This window comes from Chryseobacterium manosquense, assembly GCF_014623485.1.
Classification (GTDB): domain Bacteria; phylum Bacteroidota; class Bacteroidia; order Flavobacteriales; family Weeksellaceae; genus Kaistella; species Kaistella haifensis.
In genome coordinates this window covers 1,517,957-1,537,006 of sequence record NZ_CP060203.1, presented here as the reverse complement: position 1 = coordinate 1,537,006, position 19,050 = coordinate 1,517,957, and the positions used below count along the sequence as shown (strand labels likewise).

The 19,050-nt window shown below is 36.0% G+C and carries 30 protein-coding genes and 1 tRNA gene; 20 read left to right on the top strand and 11 right to left on the bottom strand.

Annotation, left to right across the window (positions count from 1 at the left end; all coding sequences use genetic code 11):
• Positions 1-64 precede the first annotated feature (64 nt).
• The gene (locus tag H0S70_RS07355) at positions 65-1,132 is read right to left on the bottom strand and encodes a Gfo/Idh/MocA family oxidoreductase (RefSeq protein ID WP_188320344.1); all 1,068 of its coding nucleotides are present in this window, start codon (positions 1,130-1,132) and stop codon (positions 65-67) included.
• 254 nt (positions 1,133-1,386) lie between these two features.
• Between H0S70_RS07355 and H0S70_RS07350 the strand changes: the two genes are divergently transcribed.
• The 18 genes from H0S70_RS07350 (at position 1,387) to H0S70_RS07265 (ending at position 13,382) form a co-directional block, all read left to right on the top strand.
• A complete protein-coding gene (locus tag H0S70_RS07350; RefSeq protein WP_123248568.1) occupies positions 1,387-1,716 on the top strand; it encodes a single-stranded DNA-binding protein in 330 nt (109 codons plus the stop codon).
• A gap of 69 nt (positions 1,717-1,785) precedes the next feature.
• On the top strand, positions 1,786-2,235 hold the full coding sequence (locus tag H0S70_RS07345) for an HRDC domain-containing protein (RefSeq protein ID WP_031502740.1): 450 nt from the start codon (positions 1,786-1,788) through the stop codon (positions 2,233-2,235).
• A gap of 181 nt (positions 2,236-2,416) precedes the next feature.
• On the top strand, positions 2,417-3,772 hold the full coding sequence (gene hisS, locus H0S70_RS07340; RefSeq protein ID WP_188320343.1) for a histidine--tRNA ligase: 1,356 nt from the start codon (positions 2,417-2,419) through the stop codon (positions 3,770-3,772).
• Positions 3,772-4,569, top strand: a complete 798-nt coding sequence (locus H0S70_RS07335; RefSeq protein ID WP_188320342.1) for a class I SAM-dependent methyltransferase — start codon at positions 3,772-3,774, stop codon at positions 4,567-4,569. Before hisS ends, H0S70_RS07335 begins: the two co-directional genes overlap by 1 nt.
• Before the next feature lie 58 nt (positions 4,570-4,627).
• Positions 4,628-4,701, top strand: a tRNA-Ala gene (locus tag H0S70_RS07330).
• A gap of 95 nt (positions 4,702-4,796) precedes the next feature.
• On the top strand, positions 4,797-5,951 hold the full coding sequence (locus tag H0S70_RS07325) for a site-specific integrase (protein WP_188320341.1): 1,155 nt from the start codon (positions 4,797-4,799) through the stop codon (positions 5,949-5,951).
• A 159-nt stretch (positions 5,952-6,110) separates the two neighbouring features.
• Positions 6,111-6,365, top strand: a complete 255-nt coding sequence (locus tag H0S70_RS07320) for a hypothetical protein (RefSeq protein ID WP_188320340.1) — start codon at positions 6,111-6,113, stop codon at positions 6,363-6,365.
• Positions 6,366-6,384: 19 nt separating this feature from the next.
• On the top strand, positions 6,385-6,609 hold the full coding sequence (locus H0S70_RS07315; protein ID WP_188320339.1) for a hypothetical protein: 225 nt from the start codon (positions 6,385-6,387) through the stop codon (positions 6,607-6,609).
• Positions 6,600-6,803 (top strand): hypothetical protein, encoded by a 204-nt coding sequence (locus tag H0S70_RS07310; protein WP_188320338.1) that lies wholly within the window; start codon positions 6,600-6,602, stop codon positions 6,801-6,803. The genes H0S70_RS07315 and H0S70_RS07310 overlap by 10 nt, the downstream gene beginning before the upstream one ends.
• Before the next feature lie 195 nt (positions 6,804-6,998).
• Positions 6,999-7,319, top strand: coding sequence for a PDDEXK family nuclease (locus H0S70_RS07305; protein WP_188320337.1), 321 nt, complete (start codon positions 6,999-7,001; stop codon positions 7,317-7,319).
• Between the two features lie 117 nt (positions 7,320-7,436).
• Entirely contained in the window at positions 7,437-7,919 is a 483-nt protein-coding gene (locus H0S70_RS07300; protein WP_188320336.1) for a terminase small subunit, read from the top strand.
• Entirely contained in the window at positions 7,903-9,462 is a 1,560-nt protein-coding gene (locus tag H0S70_RS07295) for a hypothetical protein (protein WP_188320335.1), read from the top strand. The genes H0S70_RS07300 and H0S70_RS07295 overlap by 17 nt, the downstream gene beginning before the upstream one ends.
• Entirely contained in the window at positions 9,459-10,844 is a 1,386-nt protein-coding gene (locus tag H0S70_RS07290) for a phage portal protein (RefSeq protein ID WP_188320334.1), read from the top strand. Before H0S70_RS07295 ends, H0S70_RS07290 begins: the two co-directional genes overlap by 4 nt.
• An 87-nt stretch (positions 10,845-10,931) precedes the next feature.
• The gene (locus H0S70_RS07285; RefSeq protein ID WP_188320333.1) at positions 10,932-11,216 is read left to right on the top strand and encodes a hypothetical protein; all 285 of its coding nucleotides are present in this window, start codon (positions 10,932-10,934) and stop codon (positions 11,214-11,216) included.
• 40 nt (positions 11,217-11,256) lie between these two features.
• Entirely contained in the window at positions 11,257-11,445 is a 189-nt protein-coding gene (locus tag H0S70_RS07280) for a hypothetical protein (protein WP_188320332.1), read from the top strand.
• The gene (locus H0S70_RS07275; protein ID WP_188320331.1) at positions 11,442-11,900 is read left to right on the top strand and encodes a hypothetical protein; all 459 of its coding nucleotides are present in this window, start codon (positions 11,442-11,444) and stop codon (positions 11,898-11,900) included. Before H0S70_RS07280 ends, H0S70_RS07275 begins: the two co-directional genes overlap by 4 nt.
• Positions 11,901-12,950, top strand: a complete 1,050-nt coding sequence (locus H0S70_RS07270; RefSeq protein ID WP_188320330.1) for a hypothetical protein — start codon at positions 11,901-11,903, stop codon at positions 12,948-12,950.
• 9 nt (positions 12,951-12,959) lie between these two features.
• Positions 12,960-13,382: a hypothetical protein gene (locus H0S70_RS07265; protein ID WP_188320329.1), complete on the top strand. Its 423-nt coding sequence runs from the start codon at positions 12,960-12,962 to the stop codon at positions 13,380-13,382.
• On the opposite strand, the gene H0S70_RS07260 is transcribed toward H0S70_RS07265, so the two are convergent.
• The 10 genes from H0S70_RS07260 to H0S70_RS07215 form a co-directional block, all read right to left on the bottom strand.
• Positions 13,374-13,550 carry a helix-turn-helix domain-containing protein gene (locus H0S70_RS07260; protein WP_188320328.1) on the bottom strand — a complete coding sequence of 59 codons (177 nt, stop codon included), beginning with the start codon at positions 13,548-13,550 and terminating at the stop codon, positions 13,374-13,376. The two genes, H0S70_RS07265 and H0S70_RS07260, sit on opposite strands and share 9 nt — an antisense overlap.
• A gap of 290 nt (positions 13,551-13,840) precedes the next feature.
• Positions 13,841-14,017 carry a hypothetical protein gene (locus H0S70_RS07255; RefSeq protein ID WP_188320327.1) on the bottom strand — a complete coding sequence of 59 codons (177 nt, stop codon included), beginning with the start codon at positions 14,015-14,017 and terminating at the stop codon, positions 13,841-13,843.
• A 296-nt stretch (positions 14,018-14,313) separates the two neighbouring features.
• Positions 14,314-15,384 (bottom strand): RNA-guided endonuclease InsQ/TnpB family protein, encoded by a 1,071-nt coding sequence (locus tag H0S70_RS07250; RefSeq protein WP_188320326.1) that lies wholly within the window; start codon positions 15,382-15,384, stop codon positions 14,314-14,316.
• Positions 15,385-15,571: 187 nt separating this feature from the next.
• On the bottom strand, positions 15,572-15,832 hold the full coding sequence (locus H0S70_RS07245; protein ID WP_228453694.1) for a hypothetical protein: 261 nt from the start codon (positions 15,830-15,832) through the stop codon (positions 15,572-15,574).
• A complete protein-coding gene (locus tag H0S70_RS07240; RefSeq protein WP_188320325.1) occupies positions 15,829-16,170 on the bottom strand; it encodes a hypothetical protein in 342 nt (113 codons plus the stop codon). Before H0S70_RS07240 ends, H0S70_RS07245 begins: the two co-directional genes overlap by 4 nt.
• Before the next feature lie 143 nt (positions 16,171-16,313).
• Complete coding sequence (locus H0S70_RS07235; protein ID WP_188320324.1) at positions 16,314-16,577, bottom strand: hypothetical protein; 264 nt, start codon at positions 16,575-16,577, stop codon at positions 16,314-16,316.
• Positions 16,578-16,581: 4 nt separating this feature from the next.
• A complete protein-coding gene (locus H0S70_RS07230; RefSeq protein ID WP_188320323.1) occupies positions 16,582-16,908 on the bottom strand; it encodes a nucleoside triphosphate pyrophosphohydrolase family protein in 327 nt (108 codons plus the stop codon).
• A 17-nt stretch (positions 16,909-16,925) separates the two neighbouring features.
• On the bottom strand, positions 16,926-17,213 hold the full coding sequence (locus H0S70_RS07225) for a hypothetical protein (protein ID WP_188320322.1): 288 nt from the start codon (positions 17,211-17,213) through the stop codon (positions 16,926-16,928).
• Positions 17,214-17,224: 11 nt separating this feature from the next.
• The gene (locus H0S70_RS07220; protein WP_188320321.1) at positions 17,225-17,599 is read right to left on the bottom strand and encodes a hypothetical protein; all 375 of its coding nucleotides are present in this window, start codon (positions 17,597-17,599) and stop codon (positions 17,225-17,227) included.
• A complete protein-coding gene (locus tag H0S70_RS07215) occupies positions 17,596-17,880 on the bottom strand; it encodes a hypothetical protein (protein WP_188320320.1) in 285 nt (94 codons plus the stop codon). The genes H0S70_RS07220 and H0S70_RS07215 overlap by 4 nt, the downstream gene beginning before the upstream one ends.
• Positions 17,881-18,003: 123 nt before the next feature.
• Here H0S70_RS07215 and H0S70_RS07210 point away from each other — a divergent pair, with 123 nt between their 5' ends.
• Positions 18,004-18,669: a hypothetical protein gene (locus tag H0S70_RS07210; protein ID WP_188320319.1), complete on the top strand. Its 666-nt coding sequence runs from the start codon at positions 18,004-18,006 to the stop codon at positions 18,667-18,669.
• Positions 18,662-19,033: a hypothetical protein gene (locus tag H0S70_RS07205; RefSeq protein WP_188320318.1), complete on the top strand. Its 372-nt coding sequence runs from the start codon at positions 18,662-18,664 to the stop codon at positions 19,031-19,033. The genes H0S70_RS07210 and H0S70_RS07205 overlap by 8 nt, the downstream gene beginning before the upstream one ends.
• Positions 19,034-19,050: the final 17 nt, after the last annotated feature.

Sequence of the window (19,050 nt, the reverse complement as noted above, 5' to 3'; positions counted from 1 at the left end):
CAAATATAAGAATTTACCCCTTAAAAACAAATGCGACACTTCTCGCAAGAAGTTTTTAAAAACTTTAAAGATTTTTATCGTTAAAGGTGATTACTTGGCCTTTTTTGGAACTTTCTTCGGCGGCTTCGATCAGTTTCATGTTGATGATGACTTCGGCACCGGGCGATGGTAGCGGCTCTTCGAAAACAATGTGTTCGTAGATTTGCTGATAATAATTCATGTAGTTTCCGGGTTCGCTTTTAGTCAATACTCTTTCAGGTTCGGCGTTTTCATTTAAATAATTTAAAATTCCATCATTTTCTGTTAAAGGTTTTGTCCAATCTTCCGCGAAAACGGGAATTGCTCCTGCAACCAATTCATTTTCCTGTTCATCGGTTCTTTCCTGCAGGAAACTGCCTTTGTCACCGTGTATCGTGTAGGCATAATGAGCTTCTTTGCTGAAAACTGATGATTTTAATCTTACCCTTAAATTATTTTTATAATAAAGCAAAATCTCGAAATAATCGTTGGCAAAAGCATCACCTTTCATGGAAAATACATCTGCAAAAAGTTTCTCGGGAACGCCAAAAAGTTGCACCGCCTGATCGATGAGGTGTGCGCCCAAATCATGTAAGGTACCGGAACCAGGCTTTGCGGGATCTTCTTTGTGGTCTTTTCCGCTAGGATCAGTCCGGAAACGATCAAATCGAATTTCTACTTCTTTGATGTTTCCCAAATTGCCTTCAGATATAATTTTTTGAACTTGAAGATAATCCCGATCGAATCTGCGATTTTGGTAAACGCTTAAGAAAAGTTTCTTTTCATTGGCAAGTTCCACCAATTCCTGCGCTTCGGCGACATTTATGGTAAATGGTTTTTCGACGATTACATTTTTGCCTGCATTCAGAGCCATTTTTGCATATTCATAATGGGTTTGAACGGGCGTATTCACCACAACCACGTCGACATCCGATTGCAACATATCTTCCACCGAACGGTACAAAGTGGATTCGGGATATTTTATTCTGGATTCTTCATTGTTTCTTTCGACCACCGCGGATAAGAAAAATCCGGGATGTTCTTTTAAAAATGGTGCGTGAAAAACTTTTCCACTCATTCCAAAGGCGCACAAACCTACTTTTACCAATTGCATTGCTTATTTTTTTATACAAATATATTTAATATTTAAGCTAAATCCGAACAAACGGAACTTTTAATATCATAAAATCGAGAAAAATGCAATTTTTAATTAATTGATAATCAATAATGTATTCAATTCAAACGACTACAAACGATATTAAATAGTTCTTTACCGACTAAATTTTGCCAACCGGTGAAACTTTGCAACAGAGATTCGGGGAAGATCAGTGAGACCCGTTTCTAAGTTTAATTTAAAATTTGAAAGCCATGTCACTAAGAAACAAAGTTACCTTAATCGGTAGAACAGGAAAAGAAGTAGAATTCGTAAAATTCGAAAACGGAAGAATTGGAAAAGTAAGTCTCGCAACCAGCGATTTTTACACCAACGCACTCGGCGAAAAAGTGGAAGAAACCCAATGGCACAATTTGGTTTTTAACGGAAAATTGGTTGATATCGTAGAAAAATATGTCGAAAAAGGCAAAGAAATCGCGGTAGAAGGCAAAATAGTGTACCGAAGCTGGGACGATAAAGATGGAATCAAGCATTATATCACCGAAATTAGAGTGGATGAGATGTTGCTTCTCGGTGGTAAATAATCTAAGCTGCCAAAGTCTTTTGGATGAGTGATTTTGGCAGCAATTTTTTCATTTTTAAAAACACAAATCATGAAAGTAAAAGTTTTAAAAGTAAGATTGTCTGATGAGTTTATCGGTCGAGATCAGGCTGCATTAGATCGTTTTTTGCGCGAAAATAATGTACTAAAATTCGAATCGGCTTTTGTAAAAGATGATGAAGCTTATTGGTCGGTAATTTTATATTACGAAGATCCAAAAAATATATTAAATGACACCAAATCAGATAAATATACTTTGGATCACGATGCGGAACTCAATTCCGATGAAATAAAAATCCTCGATTCTCTGAAACTTTGGCGCACCGAAAAGGCAAAAAATCAAAAACTTCCCGTATATTTTATTGCGACCAATCAAGAATTGCGTTCTATTGCGAAATATAAACCCGGAAAAAAAGAACAACTGCTCGAAATCAAAGGGTTTGGGAAGCATAAAATAGAAAATTACGGCGAAGAAATTATCGAGATTATAGAATCGGTTTAGGGGAAAAATCTTGTTTTATTTTGCGTTAACTCCACAAAAACACAAATTCCCATATATTTTATTAAAGCCGATGATGGTATTCTTCGGCTTTTTGTGATGAAAAATCCTTTCCAATTCCTTAATTTTGCGACCTAAAAGCAATTCGAAATTGCTTATTAATCATTACGTATTACAAACCAGCATGAAGCCAAGCTTAGCAAAAGGAACACGCGATTTTACCGCAAAAGAAATTATCAACAGAAGGTTGATCATCAATACTTTACAAAAGAATTTTGAACTCTTTGGATTCCAGCCATTGGAAACTCCGAGTTTTGAGAATCTTTCAACTTTAACCGGAAAATATGGTGAAGAAGGCGATCGATTGATTTTTAAAATCCTGAATTCTGGGGATTATGCGGCGAAAACCAAAGACGAAGATTGGAACGCGAAAAATTCCCAGAAACTGATTTCCCAGATTTCTGAAAAAGCTTTGCGTTACGATCTCACGGTGCCTTTCGCAAGGTTTGTGGCAATGAATCATGGGCAAATGGTTTTCCCTTTCAAACGCTACCAAATTCAGCCGGTTTGGCGAGCAGATCGTCCTCAGAAAGGACGTTTCAGAGAGTTTTATCAATGTGATGCGGATGTGGTAGGAAGCGAAAGTCTGTGGCAGGAAGTAGAGTTGGTGCAGTTGTATTTGAAATCTTTCGCGGAACTGCAGATTCCGGTCACTTTGCATATCAACAACAGAAAAATTTTATCTGGTTTGGCAGAATTTGCAGGTATTTCGGATCAGCTGATTGATTTCACGGTGGCGTTGGATAAACTTGACAAAATCGGAAAAGAAGGAGTGGTAAAAGAACTTTTAGAGAAAAATATTTCTCAAGAATCAATCGATCAACTGGATTTTCTCTTTAGCCAGAGTGATGATGCTCTGGAAAATGTCCTTCAATTGAAAGAGAAGTTTGCAGGAAACGAAATTGGCCTTCAAGGTGTTGAAGAATTGGAATTTGTGCTTACTAAATGTATGGATTTGGGGATTTCTCCGGAGAACTTAAAATTCGACATCACTCTCGCTCGTGGACTGGATTATTACACCGGAGCAATTTTTGAGGTGAAAGCCAATAATGTTGCAATGGGTTCCATCGGTGGTGGCGGAAGATACAATAACCTTACCGAGGTTTTCGGGGTGAAAAATATTCCGGGAATTGGGATTTCTTTCGGTCTCGACAGGATTTATTTGGTGATGGAAGAACTCGGACTTTTCCCTGAAAATAGCGAAAGTACAGTGAAATATTTATTTGCCAATTATGGTGAAACTGAAGCGGTAGAAGCATTAAAAATTATACAAAAAATCAGAGAGAGAGGTGTTTCTGCCGAATTGTATCCTGAGTCTGCGAAACTCAAAAAGCAATTCACTTACGCTGAAAAGAAAGGGATTCCGAATCTCGTTTTCTTCGGCGAACAGGAGATTTCTGACGGAAATATCACCGTGAAAAACCTGGAAAGCGGCGAACAGAAAACTTGGTCAGTAGACGATTTCTTAAATCAATTATAATGGAAAATTATCTCGAAATCAACAGGAAATCGTGGAACGCCAAAGTAGAACCACATCTGAAATCCGATTTTTATTTTGTTGATGAATTTCTCAAGGGGAGAACTTCTTTGAATTCCATTGAACTGGAGTTTTTGGGAGATGTTTCGGGGAAAGAAATCCTTCATCTTCAGTGTCATTTCGGGCAAGATTCTATTTCGCTATCAAGAATGGGGGCGAAGGTTACAGGCATCGATTTATCGGACAAAGCAATTGAAGCGGCGAAAGATTTAGCAGAAAAATGTGAGACTGATACACATTTTTTGGTTTCTGATGTCTATGAATTGCCAAAAATCTTAGACAAAAAATTCGACATCGTTTATACAAGTTATGGCACGATTGGCTGGCTTCCGGATTTGGAAAAATGGGCGCAAGTAATTTCGCATTTTCTAAAACCCGGCGGGAAATTTGTTTTTGTGGAATTTCATCCGGTAGTGTGGATGTTCGATGACGATTTTACCCATGTGAAGTATAATTATTTCAACGAAAAACCGATTGTTGAAACCTACGAAGGAACTTACGCAGATCAAAAAGCCGATTTGTTACAGCAATACGTGATGTGGAATCACCCAACTTCCGAGGTTTTGGCGGGAATATTAAAAGCCAATTTATCATTACGGTCTTTCCAGGAATATGATTGGTCGCCGTATGCATGCTTCCGGCATAACGAAGAATTTGAAAAAGGAAAGTACATAATTCCACAATTTGGCAACAAAGTTCCTCATGTTTTTCTCTTTGGTAGCCGAAAAAGGAAGTATTAATTTTTAGTTATAAGAGTTTCGCCATGATGAAATTTTTTGTATCATTGCAAAACTTTCAGGGGAATTAGCTCATCTGGCTAGAGCGTTAGACTGGCAGTCTAAAGGTGACGAGTTCGAGTCTCGTATTCTCCACGACTTTAAAGCCGCTCCTACAAAGGCTTTACACAGAAAGAGGGGTGTAATTAGTAAAAATTCGGGTAACAATCCGGGTAACAAAAATTACACTTATGAAAATTTTAAAATTTGGATGCAAGCGTTCAGACTTCATCTTGTCACCTCGTGACCACAAATCAGTAAAGGAGGATTCCAAAAAATTACAATGGTTTGTAATGTGCCGTTTCTATGAGCCGGATCAAAAACCATTTGTATTCAAGAAAAAGATTTCCGCATACCTTTCGCTCGCAGAAAAAAAGCAAGCATTAAAGGTGGTGGAAAACATGATGCGTGAGTATCTTGACGAAAGAGATTACAACCCACGCACGCAGGAATACATGGTGGAACTTTCAGGATTCCATAGGGAACTGCCATTCCTTAAAGCATTGGATATGGCTTTAGAAAACCGACCTATTTCCAACGATTACAGAAAGTCGGTGGAATCATACCTAAACAAGGTTAAAACCTCCGCAAAACGACTAAATCTTGACTACCTGAAAATATATGATGTAGAACTTCCGCACATAAAACGTATTTTTACAGATGCCATGAAAACAAACAGCGACTTCAATAAGATGAAGAAGTGTCTTTCCCCATTGTTTGCTGAATTGGTAGATGAGGGATGTATAAAAGTGAACCCATGCACAGGCATAAAGGCGAAACCGCACATTACAGAAGTTAAAAAGATATTTACACCGCAGGAAATGGCAGACCTTGCAGAGTGTATTGAAATATTTTATCCAAACTTCGTTAATTACTTCCATTGCTTCCTGATGTCAGGATGTAGAACGCCCGAAATATTGAAGGTGCAAAAAAAAGATGTGGATTTGGAGAAAAGGGAGTTCACGATACTACTACTGAAAGGCGGAATGTACCGATATGAGCAACGCCCAATCTATCCAAATGCGCTTAAATATTGGGAAAACCAATTGAGTAAATGCAAGTCAGATGACGATTACCTTTTCGGGGAGAATTTCCTACCAAACAAGAATTTTAAATTAAGGGATTCCGTTTATAAATGGTGGAAAACAAATATAATGACACCACTAAATATAGATATTACAATTTATGCACTAAAACACTACTTCCTTGACCGATTAGACGAAGCCAACAAAAACGCTTCACTATCAGCAGGACATAGAAATAGGGAAATAACCGCACTATACACCATAGGCAAGAAAAAACGTGAAATGGAGTACCTTAAAGAAATTGAAATTGATGTGTACTAATCCTCCGAAAGGGGGATTTTTTATCTATCAAAACTCAAAACTTAATAGAAACATTCAATCATTATTTCATTCCAATATTTGGAATGTATTATATTAATGACGTATCTTTGGGGTATAGAAAATGAGAGACAAACCAACTCATTTAAAAAATTAGAAATCATGCAAGCAATTATTAATAATAAAATCACTTATAAAGTAACAGGTGAAAGAGGCGATTTCTTTATTACTGAAGATAATAAAGGCAAAATGAAAATGTTTGCAAAGCATTTGGTTGAAGTTGTAGAAATTGAAGAAATGCCGAAAGCAAAAGTTTTCAAAAAAATTGCAAAATCAAGCCAAGCTGTTATTGATGCTGATTACAAAAACTTTCAGAAAAGAATGGCAGACGCTGAATATTTTGAACATAAATTTTAAACAATAAAAATCCATTATTATGAACACCGAAAAAACAATTTCAGAACAAATTCAATCTTTCGCAGAACAAGTTGAATCCATGAGTAATTTCAAAAATGAAACCTCTAAAAGAGGGCAAGAAATATATAAAGACTACCAAGATAGATTACCATCCGTAATTCAAGATTTACGAAATAAAGGAGTAAGTGAAGATAAGCATCCAAAATTTGCGAATGCAATGATAATGTACAGCGCATGGAAGTAACACCACACGACCGCACCTTACAGCTCATCACCGCACTCGATTACAACGCCCGACAGATAGCACAGGTATTAGGAATTTCCACTCGGGGAGCATCTTATAAGTTGAGCAGAGAAAAAGGAAATCAGTTCACGGAATCGGATTTTGAGAAATTCAAAAACTTCATCGAGAACTTAAAACAAGCCGTTCAGCAATGAGCGGTTTTTTTATGCCAAATTTTAATGGTAGAAATTACTTTAAGTAAAATGTTATAAAGTATTGTTATTTAACAAAATATGTTTATATTTGTATATGTATTTAAGTTAAAATCAAATATGAAACGACATCCTGAATTTACATTACAGCGACAAGTATGTACGTATTTGAGATTATCTTATCCAAAAATACTTTTCATGTCTGACACTATTGCGAGTGTGAAGCTTACGGAAGCACAAGCAACAAGGAATGCAGCAATACAAAAAAGAGGATTTAAAACTCCTGACTTAATCATATTTGCTCCCCGGGGAAATTACCACGGATTATTCATTGAATTAAAGGTAAAAACACCGTATAAAAAAGATGGAACATTATTAGAAAACGCCCATCTGAAAGCGCAGGAAGAAACTATTAAGAATTTACGGGAGTTGGGATATTATGCAGATTTTGCATGGGAATTTAATGACGTGGTGAAATTGATTGATTGGTATTTGAATTTACAATATCATGAGAGTTGATACATGTAAAAGTTCATATGGAAAGTAAAACGCCCTATTCATAGGTATTGAGTTACACTTACCCACACGTACGATAAAACAAAAATAATGAGAAACGATATAATAGCAATGTAAGCAATGGCAGCCCCGAAAAATAATAACTACTGGCAATTCAGGAACAAACATGGTCGTGACTTTAAGTACACGCCGGAAGGATTGTGGGATGAAGCTGTAAAGTATTTTGAATGGATGGAAGAAAGAGTATGGAATAAGAAAGAAGCCATTAAAAGCGGTGATCTTGCAGGAACTATTATGGATATACCTATAACTACTCCAATGAGTATAGAATCGTTCTGTTTGTTTGCTGATATAGATGAAAACACTTTCTCACGATATGAAAAAGAGAAAGGCTATGAAGATTTTTGGGGAGTCACTACACGTGTGAGAAAAATTATCGAATCTCAACAACTTGAAGGAGCAACCGTAGGAACGTATAATGCAAATATTATCGCTCGGAAATTAGGCTTAGCAGATAAAACAGATGTTACATCAAAAGGTGAAGCTATTTCTTTTGGAGCATTCTTAAAAAAATCAAGTACAATAAATGACAAGTCAGAGTAATATAGAAGTTGAAGGGATAACGAAAGTTGATGAATGGCGCAATGACTGGTGTTTATTTGCTCGTGAAGCGTTGGGTGTTAATTTGGATGCGGAGCAAGAAAAAATATTACATTCCGTTCAAGTGAATCCAAGAACTTCTGTTGCAAGTGGTACAGCAAGAGGAAAAGACTTCGTGACGGCTGTTGCTGCAATGTGCTTTATGTTCCTTACTCCAAGATGGGATGATAAAGGCGAACTTATTGCAAATACAAAAGTAGCACTTACTGCTCCAACTGATAGGCAGGTTAAAAATATTATGATGCCTGAAATTTCAAGGCTTTACAATAGAGCTAAAAAGATTATGGGTGGTTTTGGAGACATTAGTAGGCTAAATGCTTATGATATTAGAACAGACTACGAAGAGTGGTTTTTGACTGGGTTTAAAGCGGATGAACATAATCACGAAGCATGGTCAGGTTTCCACGCTGTAAATACTATGTTTGCTATTACAGAGGCATCAGGTATATCAGATGATACATTTAACGCAATTGAGGGTAACTTACAGGGTAATTCAAGAATACTTATCGTATTTAACCCGAATACCACGGTAGGATATGCAGCAAAGAGCCAAAAAGGTGACAGATGGGCTAAATTCAGGCTTAACAGTATGGATGCTCCAAATGTAGTATCGAAAAGAGAAATTATTCCAGGTCAGGTAGATCATAATTGGATAGCTGATAAATTAGAAAATTGGTGTACCAAAATCCATGAACATGAAGCACGAAGCGAAGAAGATGATTTTGAATATGACGGACAATGGTATAGACCAACGGATGTATTCCGAATTAAGGTATTAGGTAAATTTCCTAAAGTTTCAGAAGATAATCTTATCCCAGAGCAATGGGTGGAACTCGCAAATAAACGATGGCTCGAAGCAAAAGAAAACGGTTTTGTACCATCAGGAAAAAGAGTTGTAGGTTCTGATATTGCTGGAATGGGTAGGGATAACACCGTAGATTGCCACAAGTGGACTGATTATGTAGAAAAATTTGATGTTTACAATTCCGCAGGCGTAGCGGATCATATGGCATCAGCAGGAAGATTGAAAAACCTATTATCCCATAAAGAAACATTTGTTTCAATTGATACTATTGGAGAGGGTGCAGGTGTTTATTCCCGTTTGGTGGAATTAGGAGAGGAAGAACGTGCTATCTCATGTAAGTATTCAGAGCGAGCATCTCAAAATGACAAACCATTGAAAGATATTACGGATCAATACGAATTTCTAAACATGAGAGCATATTTATTTTGGTGTGTTCGAGATTGGTTAAATCCTAAAAATGGATTCAATGCTATGTTACCGCCTAATTCTGTTTTCATGGAAGAAGCAACTGAAATAAAATGGAAATTCAGAAGCGATGGCAAAATACAAATAGAAGCCAAAGAAGATATTAAAAAACGACTTGGCAGATCACCCGATTTATTTGATGCTTTAGCCAACACTTTCTACCCGATCAAACCAACAATTAAAAACAACCTAAGTAAAATAGCATCACTAATATGAATGAATATTTTAACAACCTAAAAACCATAGCGGACAAGATAGCGTATCTCAAAGATAACGGCATTCCGCTTCCCGATATTGAGAAATACAATAGCGAATGGGATGAATCCAAGCACCGTATAATGACGGACTTATACAGTTACCCTGATCGAATTATTGATGATGAATATACTGATATAGATGGAACTGTAAGAGAAACAAAACGTATTCAGAAACTCAATCGCATTCCTTTGGCTTATCAAAAAGAGATAGTTTCTATTGCTGTATCTTTCCTATTTGGAAACCCTGTAAAATACACCAATAATCTTGAAGATGAATCAATGTACGATGCTTTTCAGGCTATTTTAGACAAGGAAAAGATAATGTTTACAGATAGGGAGATAGCAAAGGCAAACGGACGTTTTACCCAATGTGCGGAGTTATGGTGGGTAGCGGAAGAACCGAACGAATACTATGGTTTCAAATCAAATTACAGACTGAAATGTAATATCTTAACTCCCGACAAAAATAAACTATATCCATACTTCAATGACCAAGGCGATATGGTTGCATTTTTCCGTGAATATGAGAAGCGAGAAAGTGGTGAGAAAGTGAAGCACTATGAAATATACACCGCTCAGCAAATAGCCATTTTAAAAGACGTGAAAGGAGGTATCGAAGTGGTATCGCAGACCGTTAATCCTATTGGTAAAATCCCTATTGTTTTTTATCAGTTTGAAAATGTAGAATGGTCAGCAGTCCAGCCAGCGATTGAAAGACTTGAAGAAATCGCAAGTGACAAAGGAGAGGTAAACAAGAAGTTTTCAGCACCTATCTTAGCTTTGACGGGTGAAGCAGAGGGAAGTTTCAGTAAAGACAGAAGCGGTAAGGTTTTACAACTAAAAGGCGATGGCTCGCGCGCGGAATTTGTGCAACCGCCGAATGCCAGCGAATCACTCAAAGACGAGCAGGAAGCATTGGAAGAAATCATCTATAAACTCACTCAATCGATTAATATTTCCCCTGAAAGCTTGGCAGGATTGGGAAATATGTTAGCCACAGAAAACGCAGCGTTTTTATTTATGCTTCCTCACTTAAAAGTAGCTGAAAAAATGGCAACTTATGTACCAGCATTAAAACGTAGATCATCAATAGTTAAATCATTCCTACAATTAATGAACGTAGGATTTAGAAATTCAGATTTGAACGTAGAGCCAGTGATTACTCCATATATCATTAACAACGATGCTAAGTTCTATGAAATGCTAATGACCATCAACGGAAATCAGCCGTTATTCAGTCAGAAAGCGACGATGGAGAAAGCAGGGATAAAGGATGTGGATAAGATGATGGATGAACTGAAAGAGGAAAGCGAGTTGAGAATGAGTGCTGATGTTATATAAATAGTATGCCAGCACGGTAAGTTTGTACTAAAATTAGTAGTTTTATTGGTTTTTATTTGTATATTTGTTGAAATAAAAACAAAGATTATGAACAACGCAGACAAACCAATTAATCCATGCTTAATGCAACAAGTTGGAGACAATGAATTTAGAGCAAATAAACCGAATGACCCGAAAGAATGGAATGTGCCAACAGCGGGTTTAACCAAAAGAGAGTATTTCGCCGGAATTGCGATGCAGGGATTACTCGCTTCTTTCACTGAAAAGGCATCTAATGGAATGTGGGGAACGGAAGTAAAGGAAACAGTTAAGTCCGCAGTTGATTACGCCGACGAACTTTTAAAACAACTCGAAGCAACAGAAATAAATTAAAAGTGTCAAACAATTAGTCAAAGAAGCAACAGAATTATAAATGTTTCAAATACTTAACATACTCACACTCGAAAGCGAATACTTCACCACCTTATCAGGAATAATCCGAAAGTACAACTTCACAGAGAGTACAGTCCGCAATAAATGGGCAAAGGAAAAGAAGCAGAATCCTGATGACGTGGTGATTATTATCGGGAATTACAGAATCAATAAAGTGAAAATACAATGAAAACAATAGATGAAATATTAAAGCAAGAACCAGTATTTTTAAACGATTGGAAGCAAGATGGTAAATTCAAGTTGATTGCCGACTTTGAAGATGTTTACATAAGCAAGGAAGAATTTGAAGCAGCCGAGTGTCCTATTTCTAATAGAGAATATTGGATAGAGAAAAAAAATAAAATGCAAAACGTATTACCGAAATATGACAATAAAAATATTTTATTTGCTTCCTACGGTAATGAAAACTACGAAGGTGATGCATGGGTGTTATTTGAGGAAAACGGCAAACTTTACGAGGTGAATGGAGGTCATTGTTCTTGCTATGGATTAGAGGGTCAATTTGATCCTGAAGAAACAAATTTAGAAGCAATAAGGTTTCGATTAGAGAAAGGAAATTTAGGTAATGATGGTTATTCAGGAAACGAGTTTGCAAAAGAATTGAAAGAATTTTTAGGCTTATAAATGACCCCAGACGAAAAACACATCAAACGGATAAACAAATATCTCTTATCAATCAACGGTATCTACGATGAATTGATAAGGGAAATTGTTTTGTTGGTCATTCAGTTAAGAGTTGCTGATAAGATGTTTCGTTTCAAAGATTACCAGCGTATCACAAAGCAGGTAGATGAAGCATTTAAGACTTATCGAACCAACCTGAATAATTCCGTAAAGGTGTATTCTGAATACGAATGGGATTTCGCCAACAAAAAGATAGACGGAATTATTACCGACAAATTGAACGCTGTTAAATCAAAAATCCCACTTGATACCTATGAAAACAAACTTCGGGAACTCGCCAAGCAATCACAAAACAAATCTGCATTTGAAGCATTTCAGACCCGTAAAAAAGGCAAATTTACCACGTCTGAAAGAGTTTGGAACATTGCAGGTCAGGCAAGAGAAAACATCGAATTAGCGATTGATGTAGCACTAAAAGAAGGAATGTCAGCGCAGGAACTTGCAAGGCGTATAAAGGGCAATCTAAACAATCCTGATGCACTATTTCGCAAGGTTAGAGATAAGCACGGAAACTTAGTGTTGAGCCAAAACGCAAAGACTTTTCATCCCGGGCAAGGTGTATATAGGTCAGCTCACAAAAACGCCCTTAGAATGGCATCGAATGAGATTAACATGGCATATCGAGAAAGTGAGCAGATAAGAATTTCAAAGAATCCTGATGTTGTTGGTGTTGAAATTCATTTAAGTCCGCAACATTCTGTCCGCGATCTCTGCGATGATTTGGCGGGAAGATACCCCAAGGATTTTCAATGGAGTGCCTGGCATCCGCAATGTAAATGCCACCGCAGAACCGTTCTAAAGTCAGACGAAGAGTTTATTTCCGAACTCAACCAAGGATTAGAACTTCCACCCGAATCATCAAAGAATTTCGTTAAGTCACCACCAAAGGAATTTGATAAATGGGTAAGCGATAATGCCGACAAAATGGAAAACTGGAAAAGAAAACCATCTTTTCTGACTGAGAATAAAAAGTTTGTGAAAAGTTCCTAACTTTACCAAATGATATTCTCCCCACTCGATCACTACGACCTGAAAGAGTACCACCGCCTTACAAAAGGAATGGAAGTAGAATTTTTGAGTTTGCCATCATCATTCATTCACCACTGCGAACAAATAGTTTTCGGGAACGAGTACAAAGACCTATCTTATTTCTGCTTTCACCTTTATACCGATACATTCTATCGTGAACATTACGAACGTCTTTCACAAGCGATGGAATACGCCTACAATGAGATAGACCGAACGCAATTTAAGAACTTGGCAAATAATCTGGCTAATCTGCTGATATTTTTGCGTGAACCAATGGTAAGGGAAAACGATGACGAATACAAAACTGAAAACCTCCAATATTGGCGTGATATGGTAAAAGATGATGAATTACTGATGAGTAAAAAAGAGTTTCGGAAATACGTTCTAAAATAATTCTTTAATATCAATTTTCAGAATATCGCACCACGTTTGCAAACGCTTTACTGAGATGTTTTTTTTACCTGTGATGTATTCTGATATTCTGGGTTGAGTAACACCCAAAGCGGCTGCCATTTCTTTTTGAGTGCCACCGTAGAGTTGTAATAGTTTTTTAACTTGCATTCTGTTCAATGTATTTTAATGTTCATTGTCACTGAACGTGCCATTTTGTTGAACAATATATTCGTAAGCCTGCTCTTTAGCGTGATAAGCTGACACAGAACTAAAGAAACTTTTGTAAGGTCTTGCTTTGTGTTTCGCTGTAAATGGGTTAAATATTTCAAAATTGATAGGGCATACATAAACGTAATAATCGAAACCGCAAGATCGCAAATTAGAGAAACTGCCAGTGTGCTGAACTCTTTTTTGCAATCTCACAGATTTGCACTTTTTTATGAATAAAGATTTATTCATTACCCAATAATATTGTAATTTTCTTTACAATAACGAATATAGGTTTTACAACCTTCAACATCTTTAGGTAAGTAAATCTTTGACCAGTTGTTTTCACCAAACACACTATCTTTTAAAAGAATTACTCTCTCTAAAAGTTTTTCAAACTCTAACTGTCTTTTTTCAGATGCTTTCATGATCTTATCTGTTTAAATGAGTTGGTTCGTCTCTCATTTTCTATACTACAAATATACGCCAAAGTGTATATATAACACAATAGCTAAAATGTTAAAGTTTTGTTAAAGTTTTTACATAAAAAAGCGCACAATTTCTGATGCGCCAAACCACAATTAAAAAAAGAAAAAACTAAACTATTATTTCTTTACCTCTCTCGGCTTTCTTACCGGTGCTTTCTTTTCTTCTACTACTTCTGATTCACTGCCTTGACAACTCCCACTACTAAAGTAAGTGTGATTCTTGGAAAACGCTTGTACTAATGTACTACGTTAGCTTCCATCAGAGATTGCCCTCTCTGCAATAGATTAAAAGTCGCTTGATGATCCGCATTCTCTGTGTATCCACAGTTAACGCATTCAAACAAACTTTGTGTTTTTCTGTTTTCTTTACAAGTATGTCCGCATTTACTGCATTCTTGGCTTGAATATCTTGGATTGACCTTAATTACATTTGTTTTATATTCCAATAACGAAAAGAATGTTCCCCAACCGCAATCTAAAATATGCTTAGAAAGTCTTTTATTTTTTGACATTCCTTTAATATTCAAATCCTCAACAATTACATTTTCATAATTATTAGATAATAATGTAGACTGTTTTTGAAGAAAGTCTAAACGACATCTCTTGACCTTCAGATACAGTCTTTGAACAACAATAACCTGTTTCTTCCAATTACTCCCGCCCTTTTTCATCCTTGAAAGTTTTCGGTTTTCAATTCTTAACTTAGACAAGTTTTTGAAAAGATGTTTTGGGTTTTCCAAATACTCTCCATCGGAAGTGACGGCAAAAAATTTAATCCCCATATCTAACGCAACAACAGATTGACTATCTCTGTTTTTGACTTTAGAATTATATTCATCCACTACAATTTTTAAATATAAGCCGTCTGCTTCTTTTATTATTGTAGCGGTTTTTAAGTCCCCTTTAGGTTCTTTAAATTTAAATACTTTAACCACACCAAATGATGGTAGTTTAAAAGCATTATGCGTTGTTTTAATTGATTTAAAAGGAATTGATTTCCATTTCTTTTTAGAAGCCCATTTAGGATAACCTGCACCTTTAAAGAATTTTTTAAAGGAATTATCCAAACGGTCAATAACCGCTTGAAGCGTTTGGCTGTGAACATCTTTTAAGAATGTGTGTTCTTTTTTAGCATCAGTCAATTGTTTTTGTATGTCGAAACAAGACAACCTCAACCCACGTCTATAAGATTCCTCTTTTACTTCTTTTGATATATTGTACACAAACCTGCATATTCCCACCAAATGGTTGAACTTTTGCTCAACCTTTTCGCTTGGTTTAATTTTGTATGTGTACGTTTTAATCATTGCTACTCAACTTCATTCTTACATATGCTGATAGAGAAATATTTAGCTCTCTGGCTTTTGCTTCAAGTTCTTTTTTTAATTTAGAACTAATTCTAATTCTCAATTCTTCTTCCATACTACAAATATACTATATTGTTACGACATATGCAAATATCTAAACAAAATTATTAACAAATTCATCCCACGGTTAAAACGCGTGGGCTTTCTTTGGAATTATTCCGTAAAATTCAGATAGCCATTTTTCTGCTGATTTCTCATCATTCGGCACCGCAATATCCACGAGTAATTCAGATGTTCTGCTTTCATTGGTAGTCATTACCTTTCCCTGCAAGTTTACGGCGTAATTATGCCCATCATGAGCGATTTCATAAAGATTATGACTGCCATAGTTCGTGAATGAAAATCCTTTTTCCATTAGGAACTGATCGAAATTGAATGTTTCTGTCATTGTTTAAATATTTTGTTATAAAATTGGTCGAAATTTTCCTGAGTGAATTCTATGTCGATAAATCGGGGTTTATCAATTCCGAAGATGTTATTTGAATTTCTATGCAAATCAGAAATTTGTTTTACCGTAGGAATTGAGATATTGTTCCAATGATATGTAAGTTGCTTCATTCCGAAATTCAAAAGTTTAAAGGCTGTTGGTTGAAATTGTTTTACCTTTTTCATTCTCCAATTATTTACGCTACAGATTACGCCTTTAGAGCTAAACATAAGCAAACCTACATTGATTCTGTCGCCAAAACTTGACTGGTAATATAGCAGGGAATAATATGTTTTCATTTCACCGTTTTAAAGAATTTTTCAATTTGCTATTACTTTTGTTTTAGATGCTTCCAAAGATTTGAATTTAATCTCCGGTGAGTTGTAGATTATTTTATCTGTTTCAGTCCAGTTGGCTTTGATTTCTTCCAGCGTCATTATATTTAAACATTTGTCCGTTTGTGAGTTCCTCGCTTTACATAATTCATTCCGTAAACCTTTGGAGGTATTCCCTGACCTCGGTACACGGTTCTGATATACTCTCTTTTCGCTTCTTTCTTTTGCTCTGTCGGTTTTTGAGTTGGTGCAGTTGCTTTTTCCGCTACTCTTTTCTGTGTTTCAATTGGTGCAGATTGAATATTTATAATCGTTCCACTTCCGGCTAACATTGCAGCCATTCCTAAAATTAATCCTGCTGATTTTTTCATTTTATTATTTTGTGTTATTGGTTTCTAAATCAGTTTGTTTGATAAATGATCCATTTAAAAATTTTCCTTTGCGGTCTTTGATGTCGTTGTAAGAATGCTCGATACAATCTTCAATATACTTTCCTTGTAACGCTGCAATGTGGGTTAAAACCACTACCATATCGCCTATATCATCAGTACAGTCTTTACCTCTTGCAATATTACCAGCTAACTCGCCAAATTCCTCGCCAAGCTTTACGAATTGGCTTTGAATAGTTGCGCCACCTTCTCCGTAGAAGTTTCTGTCTGTTCCCCATTTTCTAATCTTGTCAAATACTGTTTCTACTTTCATAATATTATTTTAAATTTTTACCATCCACGCAACTCTATAAATTCAGACTCTGTTTTCTTGCTTGCATTTCTATACAAGTGTATTCGGCTTGAATCGATAAGTTCAATATAATTACTCTCATATTCTTTTGCTTGAATTAGAATGTTTCTCAGCCTTGTTGATATTTTATCTCTGTTATCGTGAATGAAAGTACCAATCTCTGTTAAATTTTCTATCGGTTTTTTTAATAATTCATTCGCAAGCAACCTTAATAACTCTCTTTTTTCATCACTATTTAAAGAGTTGACAAATATTTCTAAATTCATATTTCTTTATTTTATTTTCTGATTGTTTTATTATCCAAGTCAAATACCCAATTATTAATTATTCCATCGTAAACATCTTGGTGGTCAAATGATGATAAACATCCGTTCATTACATCGTCCTTGAAAGCGCATTCCGTTCTGTATTTAACCAATTCAATTTTAGAATCTATCATTCGAAACCAATCTGTTGTTGCTATTATTTCAGGACGTGGAAATATCAAAGTTGGTGGCTTGCCTAACTCATTAATTCCCCAAATTACTAAATCCCCCTTTTCATTTTCATAACGTGAATCAATACCATTGGATCGGGTAGTGGAGTAATCTAAGTGTTTGCCTTTGACTAATTTATAGCCGTTTTCTAAAAATATGTCGAGTAGGAATTTCATTTTCTATTTTTTAACCATTCCAAAACCTTCTCCGTATCGAAGTACAGTTTCTTGTTCTTAGCGAACTGCTGATGTTTCTCATATCCACCCCAAACCAACGAACGTACATCGCTTAAATCGTTGATTAAAAGTTTGTGTATTCTATTCCTATCCATTCCCGAAACCTCACAAAATGAAGCCATATCAATGAATGGTTTTTCCACCTTATTTTTTAAGTGAGCTACTGTAAGGATTTCCAAAACTGTCAGATCCGCACATCTTCTTTTTAGTATTTCATTCATAGGAACAGATGTTAATATCTTTTGTTCAAAATTACACATTTACAATTATATACACAAGTTATTTAAACAAATACTTTAAGTTAAATTTCTACTTTTGGAGTAATAATTAACAAAATCTAAGTAATGTTTGAAAAAATCCTAACAGAGCTTAAAACGAAGTATAAAAACTTCGGGTTAAGTGACACAATTTTGAAAGCTAAAGCGAAGCAACTCGCAAAAGCGGTCAATACAGAGGAAGAAATTGAAGAAGCAGTAGCAGGGGTTGAAGATGATTTGGCAATATTCCAATCATTTGCGGACCAAAACCGAACGCTGGCAAAAGAGATCGCTGATTTGAAAAAAGGAAAGGAAACACCAGAACCGGAAAACCCTAATCCAGCAAATCCAAATGATCCACCGAAACAAACGGGCGGAGTTCCTGAATGGGCAAAGGGATTCACGGAAACGATTAAGTCGCTTACCGAAACTCTAACAACCATGAAACAGGAAAAGGCGCAACAAACCAATGCACAAAAACTTCAATCGAAATTAGAGGAATTGAAAGTATCTAAATCTTATTTGGATCTATTACCGCAATCACCAACTGAAATGAATTTTCAAACGGATGAGGAAATTGAACTATTCGCTACTGGTCTGAAATCAAAATCAGATGTGTATGAACAATCAATTTCTAACAGCGCATTAGGTCAAACGGCTAAACCATTGTTTGGGGAAGCTGGTAAAGAGGGAGATGTTTCAGCAGCGATGCAGGCTTACATGGATTCTAAAAAACCAAAAACAAATGAATAATATTAAAAAAACATCTGGACAACGTGAGATAGTTGTTTTTGATGATGTATTAGCAACACGCCCTGGCGGATTGTTGAATATCGACAACGTGGATGCTAAATCAAGGTTTACCGATGGGATTATTCCAGCGGGAACTTTAGTAGTGATGACTATTCCAAACGTTTTTAAAGTTTTAAAAGTCGCATTAACAGATGTGAATACGGTCGGAGCTGTGGGTTTAGTTCACAGAAATGTAGCAATCGAAGATTTTACAGAAGCTTCAATTGTAACTGATGGTATCGTAAGAATTGATGCTCTTCCAGCACCTGAAAAGACTGGCATTGCTTTTATTCAAGCGAAACTGCCAAACTTAAAATTTTATTAATCAATCAAAAACGTAAA